The following is a 20,936-nucleotide window of genomic DNA, read 5'->3' as shown; positions in this document are numbered from 1 at the left end:
TCTGCTGGCCCGCCGCGGCGCCGGGGACCAGCCGGGTCCACCGCGCCGCACGGCGACCGTCCGACTCCCCTCCCACCCCGGAGCGCACCCATGCCCCTGTCCTCGCCCCACCGGTCCGCGCTGGCCGACCAGGTGATCACGCAGCTGCGCGCCCAGATCACCTCCGGTGAGTGGCCGGTGGGCTCCCGTATCCCGACCGAGCCGGAGCTGGTCGAGCAGCTCGGGGTGGCCCGGAACACCGTCCGCGAGGCCGTCCGGGCGCTGGCCCACAACGGGCTGCTGGACATCCGGCAGGGCTCGGGCACGTACGTGGTGGCGACCAGCGAACTGGCCGGGGTGATGAACCGGCGGTTCGCGGCCGCCGAGCCCCGCCACATCGCCGAGCTGCGCAGCGCCCTGGAGGCGTCCGCCGCCCGGCTCGCCGCCCGCCGTCGCACCGCCCATGACCTGCGGCAGCTCGACACCCTGCTGGAGCGGCGCGAGCGGGCCTGGGAGTCCGGTGCGGCGGAGGCCTTCGTGGAGGCGGACGCGACCTTGCACATGGCGATCGTGGCGGCCGCGCACAACGAGGTGCTGGCCGAGATCTATGCCGACCTCGGGGGCGTCCTGCGCGACTTCCTGCGGGCGGATGTGGGCGAGGAGCTGCGGCCCGAGAGCCTCATGGACCACGACCGGCTGGTGGCGGCGATCCGTGCGGGCGACGGCGACCGGGCCGCCGCCGAGGCCGGTGCGCACCCCTTCGGCTGCCGGCTCGGCGGCCCGGAAGCGGACTGACCGCCGGCGGGCTGACCACCGGCGGGCGCTCCCCGGCGCGGACCCGCCGCCCCGGACATCGCGGACGCCGTGGCACCGCGGGCCGGCCGTACGCGCCTCCCCCGCCCCGGAAACCACATACCGCCCGCCCCGGCGAACCGGGACGGGCGGTACGAAGTCGTACGGGCGGGCGTCAGGCGCCCATCATGTGCACACCGCCGTCGACGTGCACGATCTCGCCGGTCGTCCGCGGGAAGAAGTCGGACAGCATGCCGACGACACCGCGGCCGGCCGGCTCCGGGTCGGCCAGGTCCCAGCCGATCGGGGCGCGGTGGTTCCACACGTCCGCCAGCTCCTCGAATCCGGGGATGGACTTGGCGGCCATCGACTTGATCGGGCCCGCCGAGACCAGGTTGCAGCGGATGTTCCGGGGGCCGAGGTCACGCGCCAGGTAGCGGTTGGTGCTCTCCAGCGCGGCCTTGGCCACGCCCATCCAGTCGTACTTCGGCCAGGCGATCTGCGCGTCGAAGGTGAGGCCGACGACCGCGCCGCCGTGCTCCATCAGCGGCAGGCAGGCCATCGTCAGCGACTTGTACGAGTACGCCGAGACCTGGACCGCGGTGCCCACGTCGGACCACTCCGCCTCCAGGAAGTTGAAGGCGCCCTGCGGGCCGAAGGCGATGGAGTGCACGATGCCGTCGAGACGGGCGCCCTCGCCCTGGTGCTCGCGGATCTTGTCGGCCAGCCCGTCCAGGTGCTCCTGGTTGGTGACGTCCAGCTCGATGACCGGCGCGGGCTTGGGCAGCCGCTTGGCGATCCGCTCGACGAGCGAGAGCCGGCCGAAGCCGGTGAGGATGACCTCGGCGCCCTCGTTCTGGGCGACCTTGGCCGCCTGGAACGCGATCGACGACTCGGTCAGGACTCCCGTGACCAGGATCCGCTTGCCTGCGAGGATTCCACTCATGCTGATCAGTGACCCATGCCCAATCCGCCGTCGACAGGAATGACGGCTCCGGTGATGTAAGCGGCCTCGTCGGAGGCCAGGAAGCGAACCGAGGCGGCGATCTCCTCGGGCTGCGCATACCGCGCGAGCGGTACCTGCTTGACGATGCCCTCCCGCTGCTCATCGGTGAGCACACGGGTCATGTCGGTGTCGACGAAGCCGGGGGCGACGACGTTGACGGTGATGTTGCGGCTGCCCAGCTCCCGGGCGAGCGAGCGGGCGAAGCCCACCAGCCCGGCCTTGGAGGCGGCGTAGTTCGCCTGGCCCGGAGCACCCATCAGGCCCACGACGGACGAGATCAGCACGACCCGGCCCTTGCGGGCCCGCAGCATCGCGCGGTTGGCGCGCTTGACCACCCGGAACGTGCCGGTGAGGTTGGTCTCCAGTACCGAGGTGAAGTCCTCCTCGGACATCCGCATCAGCAGCTGGTCACGGGTGACGCCGGCGTTGGCCACCAGCACCTCGACCGGACCCTGCTTCTCCTCGATCTCCTTGTACGCCTGCTCGACCTGCTCGCTGTCCGTGATGTCGCACTTCACGGCCAAAAACCCCGCGGGCGGCTCGCCCGAGCGGTAGGTGATGGCGACCTGGTCGCCTGCCTCGGCGAAGGCACGGGCAATGGCGAGGCCGATGCCGCGGTTACCTCCGGTGACCAGAACCGAGCGGCTCAAGAGATCACCCTTTCCGTTTCCTGTCCGTCCTGCGTTCGATACGAAACTATCGGTCACGGGGCGCATCCGTGGAATCGAGCACGGACAGGCACGTGCGCCGGTGACTGTCGGGATCCCACAGAACCACGCCCCGGGCGCCACACCCCGCGAGCCCCGGCGGGCCGTGTCGCCCCGGGCCCGGCGCCGCCCCGCCCGGCCGACGCACCGTGCCCCGCCCCGCCGCGCACTGGGCCGCGGGCGCGCCGCAGGGCATGATGCAGGCGCCGACCACGGGAGGAACCCTTGCCTGCACGCCACGCCCTCGACGACTCGTTCCTGGCGCTGCCGCTGCGCGCGCTGGCCGACGCCGCGCTGGCCCGGGCCCGCGCACTGGGCGCCGACCACGCGGACTTCCGCCTGGAGCGGATCCGCAGCGCCGCCTGGCGGCTGCGGGACGCCCGGACCTCCGGGACCTCCGACACCACCGACCTCGGGTACGCGGTGCGGGTGGTGCACGGCGGGTCCTGGGGCTTCGCGTCCGGGGTGGATCTGACGATGGACGCGGCGGCGCGGGTGGCCGCGCAGGCCGTGGCGATGGCGAAGCTGTCGGCGAAGGTGAGCCGCGCCGCGGGCTCCGACGAGAGGGTGGAGCTGGCGCCGGAGCCCGCGCATCCGGACCGCACCTGGGTCTCCTCGTACGAGATCAACCCGTTCGACGTGCCGGACGGCGAGAAGACCGGGCTGCTGGCCGACTGGAGCGCGCGGCTGCTGGCCGACAAGGGCGTGGCCCACGCCGACGCCTCGCTGCTGACCGTCCAGGAGAACAAGTTCTACGCGGACACCGCGGGCACCAGCACCACCCAGCAGCGGGTGCGGCTGCACCCCGAGCTGACGGCCGTCGCCGTGGACCCGGTGAGCGGCGACTTCGACTCGATGCGCACCCTCGCCCCGCCGGCCGGTCGCGGCTGGGAGTACCTGACCGGCGGCCACCACGACTGGGACGCGGAACTCGCCCGCCTCCCGGAGCACCTCGCCGAGAAGATGCGCGCACCCGGCGTCGAGGCCGGCACCTACGACCTGGTGGTGGATCCCTCCAACCTCTGGCTGACGATCCATGAGTCGATCGGCCACGCCACCGAGCTGGACCGCGCACTGGGCTACGAGGCGGCGTACGCGGGCACCTCGTTCGCCACCTTCGACCAGCTCGGCACGCTGGCGTACGGCTCCGCGCTGATGAACGTGACCGGCGACCGGACCGCCGAGCACGGCCTCGCCACGATCGGCTACGACGACGAGGGGGTGGCCGCCCAGTCCTGGGACCTGATCAAGGACGGCACCCTGGTCGGCTATCAACTCGACCGCAGAATCGCCAAGTTGACCGGCTTCTCCCGCTCCAACGGATGCGCCTACGCGGACTCCCCGGACCATGTACCGGTCCAGCGGATGGCGAACGTCTCCCTGCAGCCGGCACCGGACGGACCGTCCACCGACGCACTGATCTCGGGCGTGGAACGCGGCATCTACGTCGTCGGCGACCGCTCCTGGTCCATCGACATGCAGCGGTACAACTTCCAGTTCACCCAGCAGCGCGCCTACGCGATCCGGAACGGGCGGCTGGCCGGGCAGCTGCGCGACGTGGCCTACCAGGCGACCACCACCGACTTCTGGGGCTCCATGACGGGGGTCGGCGGACCGCAGACGTACGTGCTCGGCGGCGCCTTCAACTGCGGAAAGGCCCAACCCGGCCAGGTCGCCGCGGTCTCCCACGGCTGCCCCTCGGCACTGTTCCGGGGTGTGAACATCCTGAACACCGCGAAGGAGTCAGGGCGTTCCTGAGCGGGAGTAAATCGAGGCACCGAGTCCGCACGAAGTCTGCACGGGGATGCGCCATGTCGGCAGCGCATGCGCATGCCCCGGCCGCCCGCGTAGGGTCAACGGGCAGTCGGGGCAGGGCAGGCGCGGCAGCGGGTGGTCAGACGGTGCCGAACTCTCCAGCCTTGACGCCTGCCACGAAGGAAGAAAACGAGTCGGACGGGAAGCTCAGAACCGGTCCACTCGTGGCCTTGGAGTCACGGACGGGAACGTCGCCGCGCGAGGCGGCGAGGTTCGTGGCGACCTCGATGCAATCGCCGCCGTTGCTGCTGTAGGAGGACTTGAACCAGCGGGGAGAATCCGGGGATTCGGTCGTCACGGGATGCCCTTTCGCAACTGCTCGATCATGGCCACAGACGTCGCCTGCGACAGCGCTTCGGCCTGCAACTGATGGTATGCGGTCAGCATGGACACCACGGAACTGCCCTCGCGCTCCAAGTGCCCGCGTGCTTGTGACTCCGCGTAGGCGACCACTGATCGGTCAGCCAGAGTCAAGAGGTTGACCGGCAGGTTGAATGACCGCCTTGCGCCTATGCCGAAGGGTGCCACTTGCAGTACCCAGTTGGGGCGCGATGCGACATCGACCAGTTGCCTCAACTGATCCTTCATGACCTCGGCTCCGCCTACCTCATGCCGGAGACAGCTTTCGTCCATCACCACAAGCACCATCGGCGGCCGGGTGCGCACAAGTGCATCTTGCCTCGCCACAAGGAAAGAGACTCGTTCCTCGGCTTGTTCGGATGTGATGGCCCCGCGCTGGACATCGCCATCAGCCACCGTCCGCGCGTACTCCGACGTCTGTAACAGACCGGGGACCAGTCCGATCTGGAACAGGCGAATCTCTACCGCCCGGCCCTCGTACCCCACGTACTCCGGGAAGCCTTCCAACAGGCTGCCGTGTTTGATCTCGCGGTACTGACGCTCGAATGTGTCCGCTGTCTCCTCGATGCCGAAGGCGCGGTCTGCGCTACGCGAGAAACGCAGGGTTGGCGGTTTCCGAGCAGTTTCAACAGCCGAAATGTGCTGGCTGGAATATTCCATGATCCCGGCTAGATCTTCCTGCCCCCACCCGCGCTCCTCCCGCAACCTGCGCAGACGGGCCCCGTAGGCCGCTTCCGGGCTACTTTCAGGCTCCAACTCCCTGCGGTTGACCATGACTTCCCCAACCCCTCCTTCGGTTCTGATTACTTGAAGGGTTCCCGACTCTAGGCCACGCTGAGTCGCCTTGGTAGTTGAATGACTACAGAGAGGAGCGAGCGTTGGTACGGAAGCGCACTCCCCCACAGCCCCGCGCTCGGCGAGCGGCGGGCGAGGGGAGGACGAGTGACCCCGACTCTCCCGAACGCGGTGAGCCACCGAGTGACTGCGGGCACCCGAGGTGCCCGTTCGCGAAGAGCCCGGATGACGGTGTACAGCCGGAGCACGAGCGAGCCGGCGACAACGACAGTGAGTCGTTGAACCGCCTTCGCGCGCGGATGCACCAGGACTACGAACGGCGCCAACGGTACGGACCTCTGGGGCGCTCACTGTGACCTGCTTCAAAATGCCAGAAGCTGCGAGCCGAATTGGCGGAAGCCAAACGGGCCGGCGACCAATCGAAGGCCACTGACTGCCGGGTATTGCTGCGGAGGCACACCCAGCACGACGGCGTACCGGTTGAAGCTCCCCTCACCTTCCCTCTCCCTAACGCAGCCGCAATGGCGGTTTCCGATGGGAGGACGCAGACGTGAAGCGTGCATACCAAGTGGCCGCCGCCTTTACGGGGCCGCTGCTCATCATCATGGTCAGCAGCTCATGTGGATTCGTCATCGGAGCCACCTTCCGCCTCTAGGTTCCCGCCCTCTCCGACGCCAAAGACTCCGCCCTTGCCACATTGATTCGCTCTGCGGTAAAGGCGGGTTCCACCCCGGCCGGTTGCCTGCGTGACGGTCGGCAACCAACCGGTTCTGTAAGAGCACCAAATGACCTGACGACGCAGGAGGAATGCAGTATGACCACCGCTACTACTACGCCCGTCCCGTTCGGCGTCCGACACCTGTTGTCACCGGCTCCGACGAACTGCGAAGCGCCCGTCATCACGTACAGCGACACGCTTCAACTGAACGTCTCCGCCGAGGGCAACCCGTGGCACGCGATCACGGCGGAGATGCCCGAGACGCAAACGGAGACAAGCAACGGTGACGGTTCGTCCCCGGGGTCCGACAGCGGAACCGACCTCTACTGACATGCGATCCATCCTCATCCTGACCGGCCGGGACGACCTCACGGCCGACGCAGTGGTGGAGGATCTGGTGACACGCGGTGAGCGCGTCGTCAGGTACGACACTGCCGACTTTCCCACCGCTTCCCGTCTGGCCGTCTCCCTTACCGGGGACGGTTGGACGGGCCCTCTCACCGGCTCCCGAAGAGTCCGCCTGGAATCCATCAAGTCCGTGTGGTGGCGTCGGCCCAACGAGTTCAGGACCCCCGATGACTGGCCCGGACACGCCCGCGCACTCGCGGTCTCGGAAGCACGCTCAGGGCTACTCGGCGTACTCGGCTCTCTGCCCGTCCGATGGATCAACCACCCCGCCGACGACGCGGCAGCGAACTACAAACCCAAGCAACTTGCCGCCGCCGCCCGATGTGGACTGAACGTGCCCCGTTCCGTGATCACTTCGGACCCCGAACACGCCCGTACGTTCATGGGGGATGACACCGTCGTATACAAGGGACTCGGTGGTGGCGTACTCGGCCCCAACGGGAAACGGCAGTTCCTCCCCGTGGCTCTTGTTTCCGCAGACCAGGTGGATGACGGCGTAAGCGGTACCGCGCACCTATTTCAGGAACGCGTGGCCAAGGCTTACGAAGTGCGCTTGACCGTGATCGGTGGGCGCATGTTCCCCGTCGCCATCCATACGGACAGCGAAGCCGCGCAACTCGACTGGCGAACCGACTACCGCTCGCACACATATGAGGTGGTGGACCTGCCTCCGGAAGTCGAGCAAGGGGTCCGCCTGCTCATGGACGAACTCGGCTTATTCTTCGGCGCATTGGATTTCGCCGTCACGCCGGACGGGCGTTGGGTGTTCTTCGAGGTGAACCCCAACGGTCAATGGCACTGGCTTGCCGTCAAGGCCGGTGTTCCGCTCGTTGAAGCCATGGCCGATGCTCTGCAAGGAGAAACCGCATGACCGAGGCCTTCACATGGACCGAAGCCGCCAAGGAGCTGGCGGACAAGGTGACCGCCGGCGCGCCTGAGTGGCACGACTCGGTGAGCAATACCCCCCGTCATCGGCTGATCCCGCGCTGGTGGCAGCGCATCCCCGACAGCCCCACGCAGGAATGGGAGTTGGTAGACCTTCCCGACGCCTCACCCGAGCGGCTGCACGCCGCATACGCCGACGAAACGCTGGTGACCCGGGTCGGTCCCACTCACGCTGACCACGCCACCCGAGGCGAGCGCGGCAAGGGCGATCCCACCTCGTCGTCCACTCTGCCGGGGCTCATCGTGTCCATGGCGCACCGGCTCGACGTGAGGCCCGGGCACAAGGTGTTGGACGTGGGCACGGGGTCGGGATACTCCGCCGGTCTGTTCGCCCGCCGCTTCGGGGACGAGAACGTGACCAGCGTGGACGTGGATCCGTACGTGGTCGAGGCTGCTCGCACGCGACTCGCCGAGTTCGGGCGCACTCCGCGCGTGGAAGCCATCGACGCCACCGGAGAACTCCCGGAGCCGGAATATGACCGCATCATGGCAACCGTTTCCGTGCGGCCCGTCCCTGCGCCGTGGCTCCGCGCTCTGCGTCCCGGCGGACGGCTCGTGACGACCGTCGCGCACACCGCACTTCTGATCACGGCGGACATGGGAAGCGATGGCGTCGCACGGGGCACCGTGCAGCCCGACCCGGCGACCTTCATGGCGGCCCGGCAGGCTGTCGACTACCCGGCGAAGCTGAACGACATCTTCGTGTCCGCGCGCGTACGGGAAGGGGAGGACGTTCGGCCCACGGACGGAGCGATTCCCGACCTATGGCAGGAATGGCCGCTTCGGTGGCTGTACGAGCTGGAGACACCCGGAGTCGAGACCCGCGCGGCCACCTACCCGGACGACGGGCGGCGCGTGGTGTGGCTCCTCGCAGCGGACGGATCATGGGCACGTGCTGAGGACGGGGCCACACCCCTGGTTCACCAGGGCGGTCCCCGCCGGCTCTGGGATGGCCTGGAACGGGTCCGCCGCACATGGGAGCAGAACAACCGCTTCCCCCTGCACACGCTGCGGGCCGAACTCACCGCCGAGGGCGGCTCCCTCCTGTCCCCGGACGGGTCGTGGTCCTTCCCCATCTGATGACCGGACGCATACGGCCCGTCCGGCTTCTCCCCACTCACAGGGCAGCCGGACGGGACCTTGCTCCTCTGACGGAGAGGTAACCGTGGACCACTGCAACCTGTCCGCCCGCGCGCCTTGGATCGGGCTGATGTACACGCGCCGGAACGACGATGCTCCGCTCGCGGGCTTCCCCGACCCTGAGCACCCGCACGCACAGGTTGTCTGCGAGTTGGCCAAGGGGCACGGCGAGGTGCACGCCGACTTCCTGGAGGAGATGGACGCCGATTACCAGGTCTGGGTCCGGTGGGAGGGCGTGCACTTCACGTACGTCTGTGTCAGACCGTGCGAAATGGTCGATCCCACCGTTGACCCCGTGAAGCAGTCAGCGTGCATGCTGTACGCGGAGCACCCATCGCACCATTCGTGGGAGCTCACGGACCTGCCGCACGACTAGACCGTGTCTTGCGGACGGCCCCCGGCCTTCGACCCTGCCGCCCACAAGCAGCGGAGCAGCTGCACACCACCCCCGCCATACGGTCCCGTCCGGACGCTCGCCGCCTCACCCACCGAACCGGCAGAGCATGAGGATGTTGCTGGAGGTGAGGAAACCTCCCGGGACGGGATGGTTGCGGTGGAGCCGAGGCCGCTTTGCACGGGGTTGATGATGCCCTTGCAGGTGGCGTTGCCGTTGCTGTCGGCCACAGCGGTGCACAGGACAGGCCCATTGGCTTCGCCGGAGTGGAAGGTGATCACTGCCCCGGGATTGCGCCGGTGACAGTGACCGGCCGGGACGTGATGTTGGTGCAGGGGCAGGGGCCCCGGCGGCGGTGGCCGTCGCGGTGACGGCGGCGGTGCCTGGGGTGGTGAAGGTGGCCGTGCCGGTGGCTACTCCGGAGGCGTTGGTGATCGCGAAGCCGATGAGGGTGTGGTTGCTGTTGAAGGTCACCACGTTGGGCACCGGCACCCCGTTGCACGTCACCGTGGCGGACAGCGTCGTGGGCCGGCCCACGGTCACCGTTCCCGAGGGAGGCGTCAAAGCGGTGCCGCAGGACCGTGCCCTGCTGCGCTTCGACCGTGCGGCGCTGGCGACCGAGCCCGGTGAGGTGAGCGCCTTCAAACACTGAACAGGACGGGCATCACTGCCGTCTCCACCCGTGCGCGGGCCGCCGATAAGCTCTGCTCCCGGGTCGACGCCGCAGCATCGCCGGAGCCCGCGGAGTCCGGGGCGCACCGGTACGGACAGGGAGTGAGGGTAACCCATGAAGAGCCGCCTGAGCCGTCTGACCTGCACAGATGCCGGGCGGAGGGGGCGGGCCGTGCACGGAGCCCGGCTCTTTCGGGACGTGCCCCCCGTGACCATGCCGCACACGACGCAGGAGGCCGGTCGATGAGCCGTCGCACCCGTACACCGCACGAGATCGTCGAGCGGGCCCTGGAGCTCTCCCGGGCCGACGGCTGTGTGGTCATCGCCGACGAGCACTCCAGCGCCAATCTGCGCTGGGCGGGCAATGCGCTCACCACCAACGGCGTCACCCGCGGCCGCACCCTCACCGTCGTGGCGACCGTCGACGGTAGCCAGGGCACCGCCTCCGGCGTCGTGACGCGCTCCGCGGTGACGGCGGACGAGCTGGAGCCGCTGGTCCGGGCCGCCGAGGCGGCGGCCCGGGAGGCCGGACCGGCCGAGGACGCGCAGCCGCTGGTGGGCGGCGAGAAGACGTCCGCGGACTTCACCGAGGCGCCCGCCGAGACCTCCTCGGAGGTGTTCGCGGCGTTCGCGCCGGCGCTGGGCGAGGCCTTCCGGCAGGCCCGCTCCGGCGGCCGGGAGCTGTACGGCTTCGCCCACCACGGCGTCGTCTCGTCGTATCTGGGCACCTCGGCCGGGCTGCGGCTGCGGCACGACCAGCCCACCGGGACGCTGGAGCTGAACGCCAAGTCGGCCGGGGGCGCGGCCGAACCCCGCTCGGCCTGGGCGGGGCGGGCGACCCGTGACTTCACCGACGTCGATCCGCGGGAGATGGACGCCGAGCTGAGCCGGCGGCTGGGCTGGGCGCGGCGGCGGGTCGAGCTGCCCGCCGGGCGGTACGAGACGCTGCTGCCGCCGACCGCCGTCGCCGACCTGCTGATCTACCAGATGTGGTCGTCCGGGGCCCGCGACGCCGCGGAGGGCCGTACGGTCTTCTCCCGGCCGGCCGACGCGAGCGACGCGGACCGGGCCCGGCCCGGCGCGGGCACCCGGCTGGGCGAGCGGCTCAGCGCGCTGCCGCTGACGCTGCGCAGCGACCCCCGGGCGGCCGGTCTGGAGTGCGCCCCATTCGTTCTGGCGCACTCCTCCGGGGACGACGCCTCGGTGTTCGACAACGGGCTGCCGCTCGCACCCACCGAGTGGATCCGCGAGGGCGTCCTGCACCGGCTGCCGACCACCCGGCACAGCGCCGGGCTGACCGGCCTCCCGGTGGCGCCGGGTATCGACAACCTCCTCCTGGAGGGCGGCGGTTCGCGCTCGCTGGACGAGATGGTGGCGGCCTCCGGGCACGACGGTCCCACGCTGCTGCTGACCTGTCTGTGGTACATCCGCGAGGTGGACCCGGCGACGCTGCTGCTGACCGGGCTGACCCGGGACGGCGTCTACCTCGTCGAGAACGGCGAGGTGACCGGCGAGGTCAACAACTTCCGGTTCAACGAGTCGCCGGTGGATCTGCTGTCCCGGGCGGTGGAGGCGGGCCGTACGGAGCGGACCCTGCCGCGCGAGTGGGGCGACTACTTCACCCGGGCCGCGATGCCGGCCCTGCGCGTCGCCGACTTCCACATGAGTTCGGTCAGCCGGGGGGTGTGACGGGGCCGGGCGCGCCCGGCCCCGGGCCCCGCGCGCACAAACCCGTGTGTGGGGCCCGCCGCGCTGGCCATAGACTTCTGCCCGGTCCCTTACGGGACACCCTGTCCTCCCTCACGGGAAATACCGATCGATCAGGAACGCCATGACACGCCTCGGCGAATCCGTCGCCCGCGCCAGCACGCTGCTCTCCGCCGACCTCTCCTCGGACGCCACGGTCCAGGAGCTGCTCCAGGAGACGGGCGCGCGGCGCTATCTCGACCTGACGGACCTGCCCGCCAAGGAGCAGGCCGAGCTGATCGCGGCCCGTACGGTCGAGGTCCTGCCGGGCGTGGCGGCGCTGGCCGAGCGGATCGAGGAGCGCCGGGCGGCCGGCGGCGGCCTGCACATCAAGCTGGGCATCGACCCGACGGCAACCGATGTGCACCTCGGGCACGCCGTCCCGCTGATCGTGCTGAGCCGGTTCCAGCGGCTGGGCCATGACGTCACGCTGATCATCGGTGACTTCACCGCCAAGATCGGCGACCCCTCGGGCCGTACCGCCGAGCGCCCGCCGCTGACCGACGAGGACATCGCGCACAACCTCGCCACCTACCGCGAACAGGTGCGCCCCTTCTTCGACTTCGAGAAGGTCAGCTTCCGGCAGAACAGCGAGTGGCTGGCGCCGTACACCTTCCCGGAGCTGCTCTCGCTGCTCGCCCAGGTGCCGGCCTCGCAGCTGCTGCAGCGCGAGGACTTCCGCAACCGGCTGGCCGCCGGGTCCGGTCTGACCATGACGGAGCTGCTCTACCCCATCGCGCAGGGCCTGGACTCGGTGGCGCTGGAGTGCGATGTGGAGCTGGGCGGCTCCGACCAGCTGCTGAATCTGCAGATGGGCCGCAAGCTGATGGAGCTGCGCGGGCAGCGTCCGCAGCTGGTGGTGACCATGCCGCTGATCGAGGGCACGGACGGCACGGGCGCCAAGATGTCCAAGTCCAAGGGCAATTACGTCGGGCTGGGCGCGCCCGCCGACGATGTCTTCGGCAAGATCATGTCGGTGCCGGACCGGCTGATGGAGCCGTACCTCAAGGCCTGGACGGAGTGGACCGACGAGGAGATCGGGCTCGCCCTGGGCCGGATCGCGGACCGCTCGCTGCACCCGATGGACCTGAAGAAGGTCCTCGCGGGCGAGGTCGTGGCCGCGCTGTACGGCCTGGAGGCGGCGATGGCGGCGCGCGCCGGGTTCATCGCGCAGTTCTCCAAGAAGTCGTTCTCCGATGTGGAGTCGCTGCCGGTCGTCGAGGTCGCCGCGCACGCCGCCGAGACGGTGGCGACGGTGCTGACGAGCGTGCTGGAGTTCACCCCGAGCGCCTCGGCGGCGCGGCGGCTGGCCAAGCAGAACGCGCTGCGGCTGGTCGTGGAGGGTGCGGACGGTCAGCGGACCGTGGTGCTCGCCGAGGCCGATGCCGTCCGCCCGCTGGGCGAGGTGCTGGCCGAGAAGCTGACGGACACCACCGGGGTGGCGTACCTGAAGGCCGGACGGAAGCTGGCGCAGCTCGACGGCCGCTGAGCCGGTAAAGCGGTGGGCGGCCGGTGCGCGCGGGTGCGCGCCGGCCGCCCCTGTCGTGCCATCGGTCCGGCGTCCGGCCCCACCGGCCGGACGCAGCCGCCGATCGTCCTTAGGTCGCGTGTCTCTTGTGGCCGCGCAGGGAGACCCACAGCCGGTCCCCGAGGGCGACGATGACGACGGCGCCGGCCAGTTGCAGCAGGTGCCGGATCCAGTCGATGCCCCGGGTGTCGGCGACCCCGAGGCCGGTGGCGGCCCAGTTGCCCAGGACGCTGCCCAGCATGCCGAAGATCACGGTCAGCCAGAGCGGGATCTGTTGCTTGCCCGGGATGATGGCCTTGGCGATCAGGCCCAGCACCAGGCCCACGATGATGGCCCACAACCACGTCATGACGCCTCCTCTTGCGGCACGGTGCAGATGCTCGCCCCTCAGTGTCGCTCCGCGGCGTCCCGGGCGCACCCCGGAGCCGGGCGGGTACACGGGGGGGGCCGGGCGGTGTGGGGCACGACCCGGTCTCGTCGGCGGCGCGGCCGCGGCGTACCGTGGAATCCGACCGGATATCGGGGAGAATCCGGCACGACTGAGCAGGTGGTGGAACGTGATGCGGAAGCAGAGCAGCGGCCAGGCCTTCCGGATCACGGGGGCCCGGCAGGGGCTGTCCGACGACGTCCGCGGGCGGCAGCGCCGGTATGTGATCTCGATGGTGGTGCGGACGGTGGCCGTGGTGCTGACCGTGGTGCTGTGGAACGTCGAGCGGCCCGTGGCGATCGCGACGCTGGTGCTGGGTCTGGCGCTGCCCTATATCGCGGTGGTGATCGCCAACGCGGGCCGGGAGAACGCCACTTCACTCCCGAAGACCTTCATCGCGGCGCCCACCAGGCCGATGCTGACGCGGGAGGGCTCCGACGCCCCCGCCCCGTCCGTTCCGAAGCGGCCGGCGACGGGCGCATCCGGCGCGCGGCCCGGTCCCGACTGATCATCGCGCGGTCTGCAAAGCTCAAGAAAAGCTCAGATCAATCATGGAGTTCCGGTGCACCGGGCCCCCTACCCCGTGACATACTGCGTACGCGCTCCGCATCCCCCGTCGGAGCGACGGACCGACGCCGGGCGGCTCCCCCCGTGGCTGCCCGGCGTCGTCATGTCCGTGGCCCAGGAACGGCCGTGCACAGGACGTAGGGTTGAGGCCGTGAACTCCCCGAATCCCCAGGATCCCGCCGCCCGGGACGACAGCGCCGTCATCTGCTCCGCGAAGGGCTGCCGCACCGCCGCCGTGTGGGTGCTGGCCTGGAACAACCCGAAGCTGCACACTCCGGACCGGCGCAAGACCTGGCTGGCGTGCGAGGAGCACCGGGAGCATCTGTCGCAGTTCCTCGGGGTGCGCGGCTTCCTCAAGGACGTGGTCACGCTGGCGGAGTGGGAGGCGGCGGCCGCCGGCCGCTGACGCCGCTCCGGCTCAGCCGCCGATCGCGGACATCGGGCGCTCGGGCTGCAGGAAGGACGGGTCGTCCAGGCCGGAGCCCGCCTTCTTGCCCCACATCGCGGCCGTCCACAGACGGGCGATCTCGTCGTCGGGGGCCCCGGAGCGCAGCGCCGTCCGCAGGTCCGTCTCCTCGGTGGCGAACAGGCAGGTGCGCACCTGGCCGTCGGCCGTGAGCCGGGTGCGGTCGCAGGCCCGGCAGAACGGGCGGGTGACGGAGGCGATCACGCCGACGCGGTGCGGGCCGCCGTCCACCAGCCAGCGCTCGGCGGGTGCGGAGCCGCGTTCGTCGCTGCCCTCGGGGGTGAGCGTGAAGCGGGTGCGCAGCGAGGTGAGGATGTCACCTGCCGTGATCATGCCGTCGCGCTTCCAGCCGTGCTGGGCGTCCAGGGGCATCTGCTCGATGAAGCGGAGCTCGTAGTCGTGGGCGACGGCCCAGGCCAGGAGGTCGGGGGCCTCGTCGTCGTTGAGGCCCGGCATCAGGACGGCGTTGACCTTGATGGGGGTCAGACCGGCCGCGCGGGCCGCCTCCAGACCGCGTAGTACGTCGTCGTGCCGCTTGCGGCGGGTCAGGGCCTGGAAGACCTCCGGCCGCAGGGTGTCCAGCGAGACGTTGACGCGGTCGAGCCCGGCGTCGCGCAGCGCGGCCGCCGTGCGTTGCAGACCTATGCCGTTGGTGGTCAGCGACATCTGGGGGCGTGGGGTGAGGGCGGCGACGCGCTCGATGATGCCGGGCAGGCCGGGGCGGAGCAGTGGTTCCCCGCCGGTGAAGCGGACCTCGTCGATGCCCAGGTCCCGCACGGCGAGGGTGATCAGCCGGACGATTTCGTCGTCGGTGAGCAGATCGGGCTTGGCGAGCCACTGCAGGCCCTCTTCCGGCATGCAGTACGTGCACCGCAGATTGCAGCGGTCGGTGAGCGAAACGCGCAGGTCGGTGGCCACACGACCGTAGGTATCGATGAGCACAGGGCCCCCTCCCCGAGAGATGTCGGCGCAGGAAGTCCGCCTGTCGCGGGCAGCTGCGTCGTCTGTGTCGTCTGTGTCTTCTGCGGGTTGTACGTCTTCGAGCCTACGCGATGGGTGTGACAGCGAGCAGGCGGCAGAAGCACGAGGTGGGCGGGGTGGCCTCGTAGCTCTCTACGACGCCACCCCGCCCGTGCCCTGTAGGGACGGCCCAGCGGTCCGCGTCAGTGCGCCCCGGTCCCGGTCAGCGACCGGACCTCCAGCTCGGCGTACTTCGCGGCGTCCGGCTCCTCCGTGGAGAGCACGGATCCCAGCCAGCCGAGCAGGAAGCCCAGCGGGATGGAGATCAGGCCGGGGTTCTCCAGCGGGAAGAAGCCGAAGTGGGCACCGGGGAACATCGAGGTCTCCTTGCCGGAGACGACCGGGGAGAAGAGCACCAGCAGAACGGAGGAGGCGAGGCCGCCGTAGATGGACCAGAGCGCGCCGCGGGTGGTGAAGCGCTTCCAGAACAGGCTGTAGAGGAGGGTCGGAAGGTTGGCGGAGGCGGCGACCGCGAAGGCCAGCGCCACCAGACCCGCGACGTTCAGCCCGCGGGCGAAGACCCCCAGGACGATGGCGACACCGCCGATGCCGACGGTCGCCCAGCGGGCCGCGCCGATCTCCTCCTTCTCGGTGGCCCGGCCCTTGCGCAGGACGTTGACATACAGGTCGTGGGCGAAGGACGAGGAGGAGGCGAGGGTGAGTCCGGCGACCACCGCGAGGATGGTGGCGAAGGCCACGGCGGAGATCACGGCCAGCAGGACGGCGCCGCCGGTGGAGCCGGGGCCGCCGCCGATCTGCTGGGCGAGCAGCGGCGCCGCGGTGTTGCCCGCCTTGTTGGACGCGATGATCGTGGCGGGCTTGAGGAGGGCGGCGGCGCCGAAGCCGAGCGCGATGGTCATCAGATAGAAGCCGCCGATGATGGCGATCGCCCAGTTCACGGACTTCCGGGCAGCCTTGGCGGTGGGGACCGTGTAGAAGCGGATGAGGATGTGCGGCAGGCCCGCGGTGCCCAGGACGAGGGCGAGGCCCAGCGAGATGAAGTCGATCTTCGAGGTGGCGGTGGCCCCGTATTTGAGGCCGGGCTCCAGGAAGGCGGAGCCCTTGCCGCTGTTCTCGGCGGCGGCGCCGAGCAGCGTGGAGATGTTGAAGTGGAACTTCAGCGCCACCAGGATCGTGATCAGCAGGGTGCCGGCGATCAGCAGCACCGCCTTGACCATCTGGACCCAGGTGGTGCCCTTCATCCCGCCGATGGCGACGTAGAGGATCATCATGACGCCGACCAGCACGACGACCAGGATCTTGCCCGCCTCGCTGGTGATGCCCAGGAGCAGGGTGACCAGGGCGCCCGCGCCCGCCATCTGGGCGAGCAGGTAGAAGATCGAGACGACGATGGTGGAGATGCCGGCGGCGGTACGGACCGGGCGCCGGCGCATCCGGTAGGCGAGCACGTCCCCCATGGTGAACCGGCCGGAGTTGCGCAGCGGTTCGGCGACCAGGAGCAGGGCGACGAGCCAGGCGACCAGGAAGCCGATGGAGTAGAGGAAGCCGTCGTAGCCGAAGAGGGCGATGGCGCCGGCGATGCCGAGGAAGGACGCGGCGGACATGTAGTCGCCGGAGATGGCCAGGCCGTTCTGGAAGCCGCTGAACTGCCGGCCGCCGGCGTAGAAGTCCTCCGCGCCCTTCGTCTGCCGGCCGGCCCGGACCGTGAGTCCCAGGGTGGCGGCGACAAAGGCCGCGAAGAGGGTGATGATCAGGGTGCGGTGCTCGCTCGCGCCGCCGGCCGCGAGCGGGAGCGCGAGCGGGTCGGGGGTGAGGTTCATGCGTCGCCCTCCAGGCGGGACTTGATGGCCTCGGCCCTGGGGTCGAGACGGGCGGCGGCGTGCCGGGAGTACCACCAGGCGATGAGGAAGGTCGTCATGAACTGGGCGAGACCGAGGACGAAGGCGACGTTGAGGTGGCCGAGGACCTTACGGGCCATGAAGCCGCCGGCGTAGCTCGACAGCAGTACGTAGCCGAGGTACCAGACGAGGAAGGCGACGGTGACCGGAAAGGCGAACGAGCGGTGTGCGCGGCGGAGTTCACCGAATTCCGCGCTCGACTGCACTTGGAGGTAGTCGGGCGGCTCGTGTGTCCCCGGGTCGAGGGTCGGTGCGGCGCTCACGGAATCTCCTGACACGAAGGGGCGGGTTCCCGGTGCCGGTCCGGCGGCGCTCCACCGAGGGAGCCGGGCCGACGGTAAAACTCAGGTAAGTGAGGTAGATCACGCATGGTAGAGGTGCGTCATACGATGCGACAGGGGGTCGTTGGTTGCCTCGCAGAAGAATCCGTGCAATGGCCGCGGCGGCCGCCACCGTGCACGGGGCGCTTCGTTGAGCCCGGTGTGAACCCGCCGCCACAGCAGGCCCCGCAGCCCCCCGCTCCCCGCCGGCGCCCCTACGGCAGTGTCCGGCTGCCGGCGCCGCTCCCCGTCGCCCCGCCGGAGCCGCACTCCGGCCCGGCCGCCGCCGCGCGCCGCTGGTACGGCCCGCGGATCGCCCTGCCGCTGCTGAGCATCGCCGCCCTGCGGCGCGACGTCCGATCTGCCGTGACGCCCCCTCAAAACCGCCGCGGACCGGCCTGACACGCACTCAATTCGCCGCTCCTGACAGGTTTTCTCCCCGTTCCATTGCTGTGGGCCGGTGATCGCCGATAACTTCACGTCTCATGTATCCGCCCGTGCGCAATCCGTGCACGGGCGGTCTCACGGATGATGTGGAGTACCCATGGCTCATCCCCGTTCCAGACGCATGCGGGCGCTGGCCGTTCCGCTCGGACTGGCTCTGACGGCGTCCCTCGGTTTCCTGCCGACCGCAGCCACCGCCGCGTCCGCGGACACCACCCCGGCCGCCGCCGCCTCGGACAGCGGCCCGCTGCTGTCGTACGTCGTGAACGCCACGCCCGGCCACACCATGGCCGGCCGGATCGCGAAGGCGATAACCAAGGCCGGCGGGAAGGTGGTCATCGCCCATGAGCGGATAGGCGTGACCGTCGTCCACTCGGCCAACCCGCAGTTCGCCGCCGTGATGCGCGCGGTGCCGGGTGTGCAGTCGGCGGGCGCGACCCGCACCGCGCCGCTGAAGGCGCAGGGCACCACCGACGTCGGCAAGCCGCAGCGGATCGACCTGTCGAAGGCGCAGCTCAAGGCGGCCGGCAGCGCGGCGAAGGCGAACGGCGAGGAGCCGCTCGAGCCGCTGCAGTGGGACCTGCCCGCCATCAAGGCCGACAAGGCCGCGAAGGTGAACCCCGGCAGCAGGAACGTCACCGTCGGCATCATCGACACCGGGGTGGACGACACCCACCCCGATCTGAAGCCCAACTTCTCCGCGAAGCAGTCCGCCAACTGCGTGGGCGGCGTGGCCGACACCTCCAAGGGCGCCTGGCGTCCCTGGAACCCGGACGAGGACTACCACGGCACCCATGTCGCGGGCACCATCGCCGCGGCCCGTAACGGCATCGGCGTGGCGGGGGTCGCCCCGGGCGTGAAGATCGCCGCCCTGAAGGTCAGCGAGCCGGAGACCAGCCTCTTCTACGCCGAGAGCGTGGTGTGCGCGTTCGTCTTCGCCGCCGACCACGGCATCGCGGTCACGAACAACAGCTATTACGTCGACCCGTGGATGTTCAACTGCAAGGACGACGCGGACCAGGCCGCCATCATCGACGCGGTCGGCCGTGCGGCGAGCTACGCCCAGCGCAAGGGCGTGCTCAATATCGCCGCGGCGGGCAACTCCGCCCTCGACCTGGCGGCTCCCCAGCTGCCCGACGCCTCCAGCCCGAACGACTCCACCCCGGTCGAGCGCACCGTCAACCCCAAGACCTGCTGGGACGTGCCCACCCAGCTGCCGGGCACGGTGACGGTCGCGGCGACGGGCGTGCACCAGCTCAAGTCGTACTACTCGAACTACGGCCTGGGCCAGATCAATGTGGCCGCGCCGGGCGGTGACTCCCGGCAGGTGCCGGAGCTGCCCGCCAAGAACGGCAACATCCTCTCCACCATGCCGGGCGGCGACTGGGCCTACCTGGCCGGCACCTCCATGGCGACCCCGCACGTCGCCGGCGTCGCGGCGCTGCTCAAGAGCGCCCACCCGAAGTCCAGCCCGCAGGAGCTCCAGTGGCTCCTCAAGGAGCAGGCGGACAACCCCGGCTGCCCCACGGGGGACGCCACCTGCACCGGCACCAAGCACGTCAACAGCCACTTCGGCTACGGCATCGTCGATGCCCTGGACGCGGTGAAGAAGTAACTCCCGGGCCGGTCACGGCCGTTGCGGGAGGGGCCGGGTGGCGCGGGTGCCACCCGGCCCGACGCGTCGCGGGACGCGCGGGTCCGCCGGTCAGGCCGGTCCGCGGCGCTCGCGCCGGGCCGCACCGGCCCGTCGTTCAGGGCTTGACCAGCACCTTCAGGGCGGTGCGGTCGTCCATGGCGCGGTAGCCGTCGGGGACGCCCGCCAGGTCGACGGTGAGGTCGAAGACCGGGGCGGGGTCGAGGGTGCCGTCCAGGATGTCGGGGAGGAGCTCGGGTATGTAGCTGCGGACCGGGGCGACACCGCCGCGGACGGCGATGTTGTGGTTGAAGAGGGCGCGCATGTCCAGGCCGTTGCCGCTGCCGTGCGGGACGCCGACCCAGCCGATGGCGCCGCCGGGGCGGGTGATGCCGACCGCGGTGCGCATCGACTGCTCGGTGCCGACCGCCTCGATGACGGCGGGGGCGCCCTGGCCGCGGGTGAGTTCGCGGACCGCGGCGACGGCCGCCTCGCCGCGCTCGGCGACCACGTCGGTGGCGCCGAAGGTGCGGGCGAGGTCGGTACGGGCCCGGTGCCGGCCGAGGGCGATGATCCGCTCGGCGCCCAGTCGCCTGGCGGCCAGCACCGCGCACAGTCCCACCGCGCCGTCGCCGACCACCGCGACCGTGGAGCCGGGCCGCACGCCCGCGCCGAGGGCGGCGTGGTGGCCGGTGCCCAGGACGTCGGTGAGCGCCAGCAGGCCGGTCAGCAGCCGGTCGTCGCCCGCGGCCTCGGCGGGCAGCTTGACGAGGGTGGCGTCGGCGTACGGCACCCGGACGGCCTCGCCCTGGCCGCCGTCGGAGCCCGGATCGCCCCAGAAGCCACCGTCCACACACGAGGTGGTCAGCCCGTCGGCGCAGTATTCGCAGTCGCCGTCGGACCACATGAAGGGGGCCACGACCAGGTCGCCCACGGTAAGGCCGGTGACCTCGGCGCCGGTCTCGGCGATCACCCCGAGGAATTCGTGCCCGATCCGCTGGCCCTTCTCGCGCGCCGCCGTACCGCGGTACGCCCACAGGTCGCTGCCGCAGATACAGGCCCGCAGCACCTGGACGACGGCGTCGTGGGGCTTGCGGACGGCGGCATCGGGGACGTCGTCGACGCGGATGTCATGGGCGGCGTGGATGGTGGTGGCGCGCATGCGGGGGCGTTCCTCGTTCTGCTCGGGGCTCGG

22 protein-coding genes are annotated in these 20,936 nt (G+C 70.5%); 13 read left to right on the top strand and 9 right to left on the bottom strand.

Annotation, left to right across the window (positions count from 1 at the left end; genetic code table 11):
* Positions 1 to 90 precede the first annotated feature (90 nt).
* Complete coding sequence (locus OIU81_RS28620) at positions 91 to 774, top strand: FadR/GntR family transcriptional regulator (RefSeq protein ID WP_329152379.1); 684 nt, start codon at positions 91 to 93, stop codon at positions 772 to 774.
* A 172-nt stretch (positions 775 to 946) separates the two neighbouring features.
* Here OIU81_RS28620 and fabI read toward each other — a convergent pair whose 3' ends face one another.
* Entirely contained in the window at positions 947 to 1,717 is a 771-nt protein-coding gene (gene fabI / locus OIU81_RS28615; RefSeq protein WP_329152377.1) for an enoyl-ACP reductase FabI, read from the bottom strand.
* 5 nt (positions 1,718 to 1,722) lie between these two features.
* Positions 1,723 to 2,427: a 3-oxoacyl-[acyl-carrier-protein] reductase gene (fabG, locus tag OIU81_RS28610; protein WP_329152375.1), complete on the bottom strand. Its 705-nt coding sequence runs from the start codon at positions 2,425 to 2,427 to the stop codon at positions 1,723 to 1,725.
* A 282-nt stretch (positions 2,428 to 2,709) separates the two neighbouring features.
* Here fabG and OIU81_RS28605 point away from each other — a divergent pair, with 282 nt between their 5' ends.
* Positions 2,710 to 4,242, top strand: coding sequence for a TldD/PmbA family protein (locus OIU81_RS28605; protein WP_329152373.1), 1,533 nt, complete (start codon positions 2,710 to 2,712; stop codon positions 4,240 to 4,242).
* A 136-nt stretch (positions 4,243 to 4,378) separates the two neighbouring features.
* On the opposite strand, the gene OIU81_RS28600 is transcribed toward OIU81_RS28605, so the two are convergent.
* Positions 4,379 to 4,597 (bottom strand): DUF397 domain-containing protein, encoded by a 219-nt coding sequence (locus OIU81_RS28600; protein ID WP_329152371.1) that lies wholly within the window; start codon positions 4,595 to 4,597, stop codon positions 4,379 to 4,381.
* Entirely contained in the window at positions 4,594 to 5,433 is an 840-nt protein-coding gene (locus OIU81_RS28595; RefSeq protein WP_329152369.1) for a helix-turn-helix domain-containing protein, read from the bottom strand. Before OIU81_RS28595 ends, OIU81_RS28600 begins: the two co-directional genes overlap by 4 nt.
* A gap of 835 nt (positions 5,434 to 6,268) precedes the next feature.
* Between OIU81_RS28595 and tgmA the strand changes: the two genes are divergently transcribed.
* The 7 genes from tgmA to tyrS all read left to right on the top strand — a co-directional run bounded on the left by tgmA (position 6,269) and on the right by tyrS (position 12,966).
* Complete coding sequence (gene tgmA, locus OIU81_RS28590; RefSeq protein WP_329152367.1) at positions 6,269 to 6,502, top strand: putative ATP-grasp-modified RiPP; 234 nt, start codon at positions 6,269 to 6,271, stop codon at positions 6,500 to 6,502.
* A 1-nt stretch (position 6,503) separates the two neighbouring features.
* On the top strand, positions 6,504 to 7,451 hold the full coding sequence (gene tgmB, locus OIU81_RS28585; RefSeq protein ID WP_329152366.1) for an ATP-grasp ribosomal peptide maturase: 948 nt from the start codon (positions 6,504 to 6,506) through the stop codon (positions 7,449 to 7,451).
* Positions 7,448 to 8,605: a methyltransferase domain-containing protein gene (locus OIU81_RS28580; protein WP_329152364.1), complete on the top strand. Its 1,158-nt coding sequence runs from the start codon at positions 7,448 to 7,450 to the stop codon at positions 8,603 to 8,605. Before tgmB ends, OIU81_RS28580 begins: the two co-directional genes overlap by 4 nt.
* 85 nt (positions 8,606 to 8,690) lie before the next feature.
* Complete coding sequence (locus OIU81_RS28575; protein WP_329152363.1) at positions 8,691 to 9,041, top strand: hypothetical protein; 351 nt, start codon at positions 8,691 to 8,693, stop codon at positions 9,039 to 9,041.
* A 427-nt stretch (positions 9,042 to 9,468) separates the two neighbouring features.
* The gene (locus tag OIU81_RS28570; RefSeq protein ID WP_329152362.1) at positions 9,469 to 9,711 is read left to right on the top strand and encodes a hypothetical protein; all 243 of its coding nucleotides are present in this window, start codon (positions 9,469 to 9,471) and stop codon (positions 9,709 to 9,711) included.
* Between the two features lie 263 nt (positions 9,712 to 9,974).
* Positions 9,975 to 11,420 carry a metallopeptidase TldD-related protein gene (locus OIU81_RS28565; protein ID WP_329152360.1) on the top strand — a complete coding sequence of 482 codons (1,446 nt, stop codon included), beginning with the start codon at positions 9,975 to 9,977 and terminating at the stop codon, positions 11,418 to 11,420.
* Between the two features lie 142 nt (positions 11,421 to 11,562).
* Positions 11,563 to 12,966, top strand: coding sequence for a tyrosine--tRNA ligase (tyrS, locus tag OIU81_RS28560; protein WP_329152358.1), 1,404 nt, complete (start codon positions 11,563 to 11,565; stop codon positions 12,964 to 12,966).
* 109 nt (positions 12,967 to 13,075) lie between these two features.
* On the opposite strand, the gene OIU81_RS28555 is transcribed toward tyrS, so the two are convergent.
* Positions 13,076 to 13,354: a GlsB/YeaQ/YmgE family stress response membrane protein gene (locus tag OIU81_RS28555; RefSeq protein ID WP_329152356.1), complete on the bottom strand. Its 279-nt coding sequence runs from the start codon at positions 13,352 to 13,354 to the stop codon at positions 13,076 to 13,078.
* Between the two features lie 211 nt (positions 13,355 to 13,565).
* Here OIU81_RS28555 and OIU81_RS28550 point away from each other — a divergent pair, with 211 nt between their 5' ends.
* Together OIU81_RS28550 and OIU81_RS28545 are read left to right on the top strand one after the other, a co-directional pair.
* Entirely contained in the window at positions 13,566 to 13,940 is a 375-nt protein-coding gene (locus tag OIU81_RS28550) for a DUF3099 domain-containing protein (protein WP_329152354.1), read from the top strand.
* Positions 13,941 to 14,150: 210 nt separating this feature from the next.
* On the top strand, positions 14,151 to 14,405 hold the full coding sequence (locus OIU81_RS28545; protein ID WP_329152352.1) for a hypothetical protein: 255 nt from the start codon (positions 14,151 to 14,153) through the stop codon (positions 14,403 to 14,405).
* A 12-nt stretch (positions 14,406 to 14,417) separates the two neighbouring features.
* Here OIU81_RS28545 and moaA read toward each other — a convergent pair whose 3' ends face one another.
* The 3 genes from moaA to OIU81_RS28530 all read right to left on the bottom strand — a co-directional run bounded on the left by moaA (position 14,418) and on the right by OIU81_RS28530 (position 17,607).
* Entirely contained in the window at positions 14,418 to 15,407 is a 990-nt protein-coding gene (gene moaA / locus OIU81_RS28540; RefSeq protein ID WP_329152351.1) for a GTP 3',8-cyclase MoaA, read from the bottom strand.
* Between the two features lie 221 nt (positions 15,408 to 15,628).
* Positions 15,629 to 17,266 (bottom strand): solute symporter family protein, encoded by a 1,638-nt coding sequence (locus tag OIU81_RS28535; protein ID WP_329152349.1) that lies wholly within the window; start codon positions 17,264 to 17,266, stop codon positions 15,629 to 15,631.
* Positions 17,263 to 17,607, bottom strand: a complete 345-nt coding sequence (locus OIU81_RS28530) for a DUF485 domain-containing protein (RefSeq protein ID WP_329152347.1) — start codon at positions 17,605 to 17,607, stop codon at positions 17,263 to 17,265. Before OIU81_RS28530 ends, OIU81_RS28535 begins: the two co-directional genes overlap by 4 nt.
* A 219-nt stretch (positions 17,608 to 17,826) precedes the next feature.
* Between OIU81_RS28530 and OIU81_RS28525 the strand changes: the two genes are divergently transcribed.
* Together OIU81_RS28525 and OIU81_RS28520 are read left to right on the top strand one after the other, a co-directional pair.
* Positions 17,827 to 18,066: a hypothetical protein gene (locus OIU81_RS28525; protein ID WP_329152345.1), complete on the top strand. Its 240-nt coding sequence runs from the start codon at positions 17,827 to 17,829 to the stop codon at positions 18,064 to 18,066.
* 142 nt (positions 18,067 to 18,208) lie between these two features.
* A complete protein-coding gene (locus OIU81_RS28520; RefSeq protein ID WP_329152344.1) occupies positions 18,209 to 19,723 on the top strand; it encodes a S8 family serine peptidase in 1,515 nt (504 codons plus the stop codon).
* Between the two features lie 136 nt (positions 19,724 to 19,859).
* Here OIU81_RS28520 and OIU81_RS28515 read toward each other — a convergent pair whose 3' ends face one another.
* Positions 19,860 to 20,903, bottom strand: a complete 1,044-nt coding sequence (locus OIU81_RS28515; RefSeq protein ID WP_329152342.1) for a zinc-dependent alcohol dehydrogenase family protein — start codon at positions 20,901 to 20,903, stop codon at positions 19,860 to 19,862.
* Positions 20,904 to 20,936: the final 33 nt, after the last annotated feature.

It is taken from the genome of Streptomyces sp. NBC_01454, from assembly GCF_036227565.1.
Taxonomy (GTDB): Bacteria; Actinomycetota; Actinomycetes; order Streptomycetales; family Streptomycetaceae; genus Streptomyces.
Note: the sequence above shows the minus strand (reverse complement) of the source record. Positions and strands in the feature narration are given on the sequence as shown.

Bases quoted from the DNA above. Each gene is read 5' to 3' on its own strand.
- OIU81_RS28620 (WP_329152379.1), top strand. From the start codon at position 91: ATGCCCCTGTCCTCGCCCCACCGGTCCGCGCTGGCCGACCAGGTGATC.
- fabI (WP_329152377.1), bottom strand. From the start codon at position 1,717: ATGAGTGGAATCCTCGCAGGCAAGCGGATCCTGGTCACGGGAGTCCTG.
- OIU81_RS28595 (WP_329152369.1), bottom strand. From the start codon at position 5,433: ATGGTCAACCGCAGGGAGTTGGAGCCTGAAAGTAGCCCGGAAGCGGCC.
- tgmA (WP_329152367.1), top strand. From the start codon at position 6,269: ATGACCACCGCTACTACTACGCCCGTCCCGTTCGGCGTCCGACACCTG.
- tgmB (WP_329152366.1), top strand. From the start codon at position 6,504: ATGCGATCCATCCTCATCCTGACCGGCCGGGACGACCTCACGGCCGAC.
- OIU81_RS28580 (WP_329152364.1), top strand. From the start codon at position 7,448: ATGACCGAGGCCTTCACATGGACCGAAGCCGCCAAGGAGCTGGCGGAC.
- OIU81_RS28565 (WP_329152360.1), top strand. From the start codon at position 9,975: ATGAGCCGTCGCACCCGTACACCGCACGAGATCGTCGAGCGGGCCCTG.
- tyrS (WP_329152358.1), top strand. From the start codon at position 11,563: ATGACACGCCTCGGCGAATCCGTCGCCCGCGCCAGCACGCTGCTCTCC.
- OIU81_RS28555 (WP_329152356.1), bottom strand. From the start codon at position 13,354: ATGACGTGGTTGTGGGCCATCATCGTGGGCCTGGTGCTGGGCCTGATC.
- OIU81_RS28550 (WP_329152354.1), top strand. From the start codon at position 13,566: ATGCGGAAGCAGAGCAGCGGCCAGGCCTTCCGGATCACGGGGGCCCGG.
- OIU81_RS28535 (WP_329152349.1), bottom strand. From the start codon at position 17,266: ATGAACCTCACCCCCGACCCGCTCGCGCTCCCGCTCGCGGCCGGCGGC.
- OIU81_RS28520 (WP_329152344.1), top strand. From the start codon at position 18,209: ATGGCTCATCCCCGTTCCAGACGCATGCGGGCGCTGGCCGTTCCGCTC.
- OIU81_RS28515 (WP_329152342.1), bottom strand. From the start codon at position 20,903: ATGCGCGCCACCACCATCCACGCCGCCCATGACATCCGCGTCGACGAC.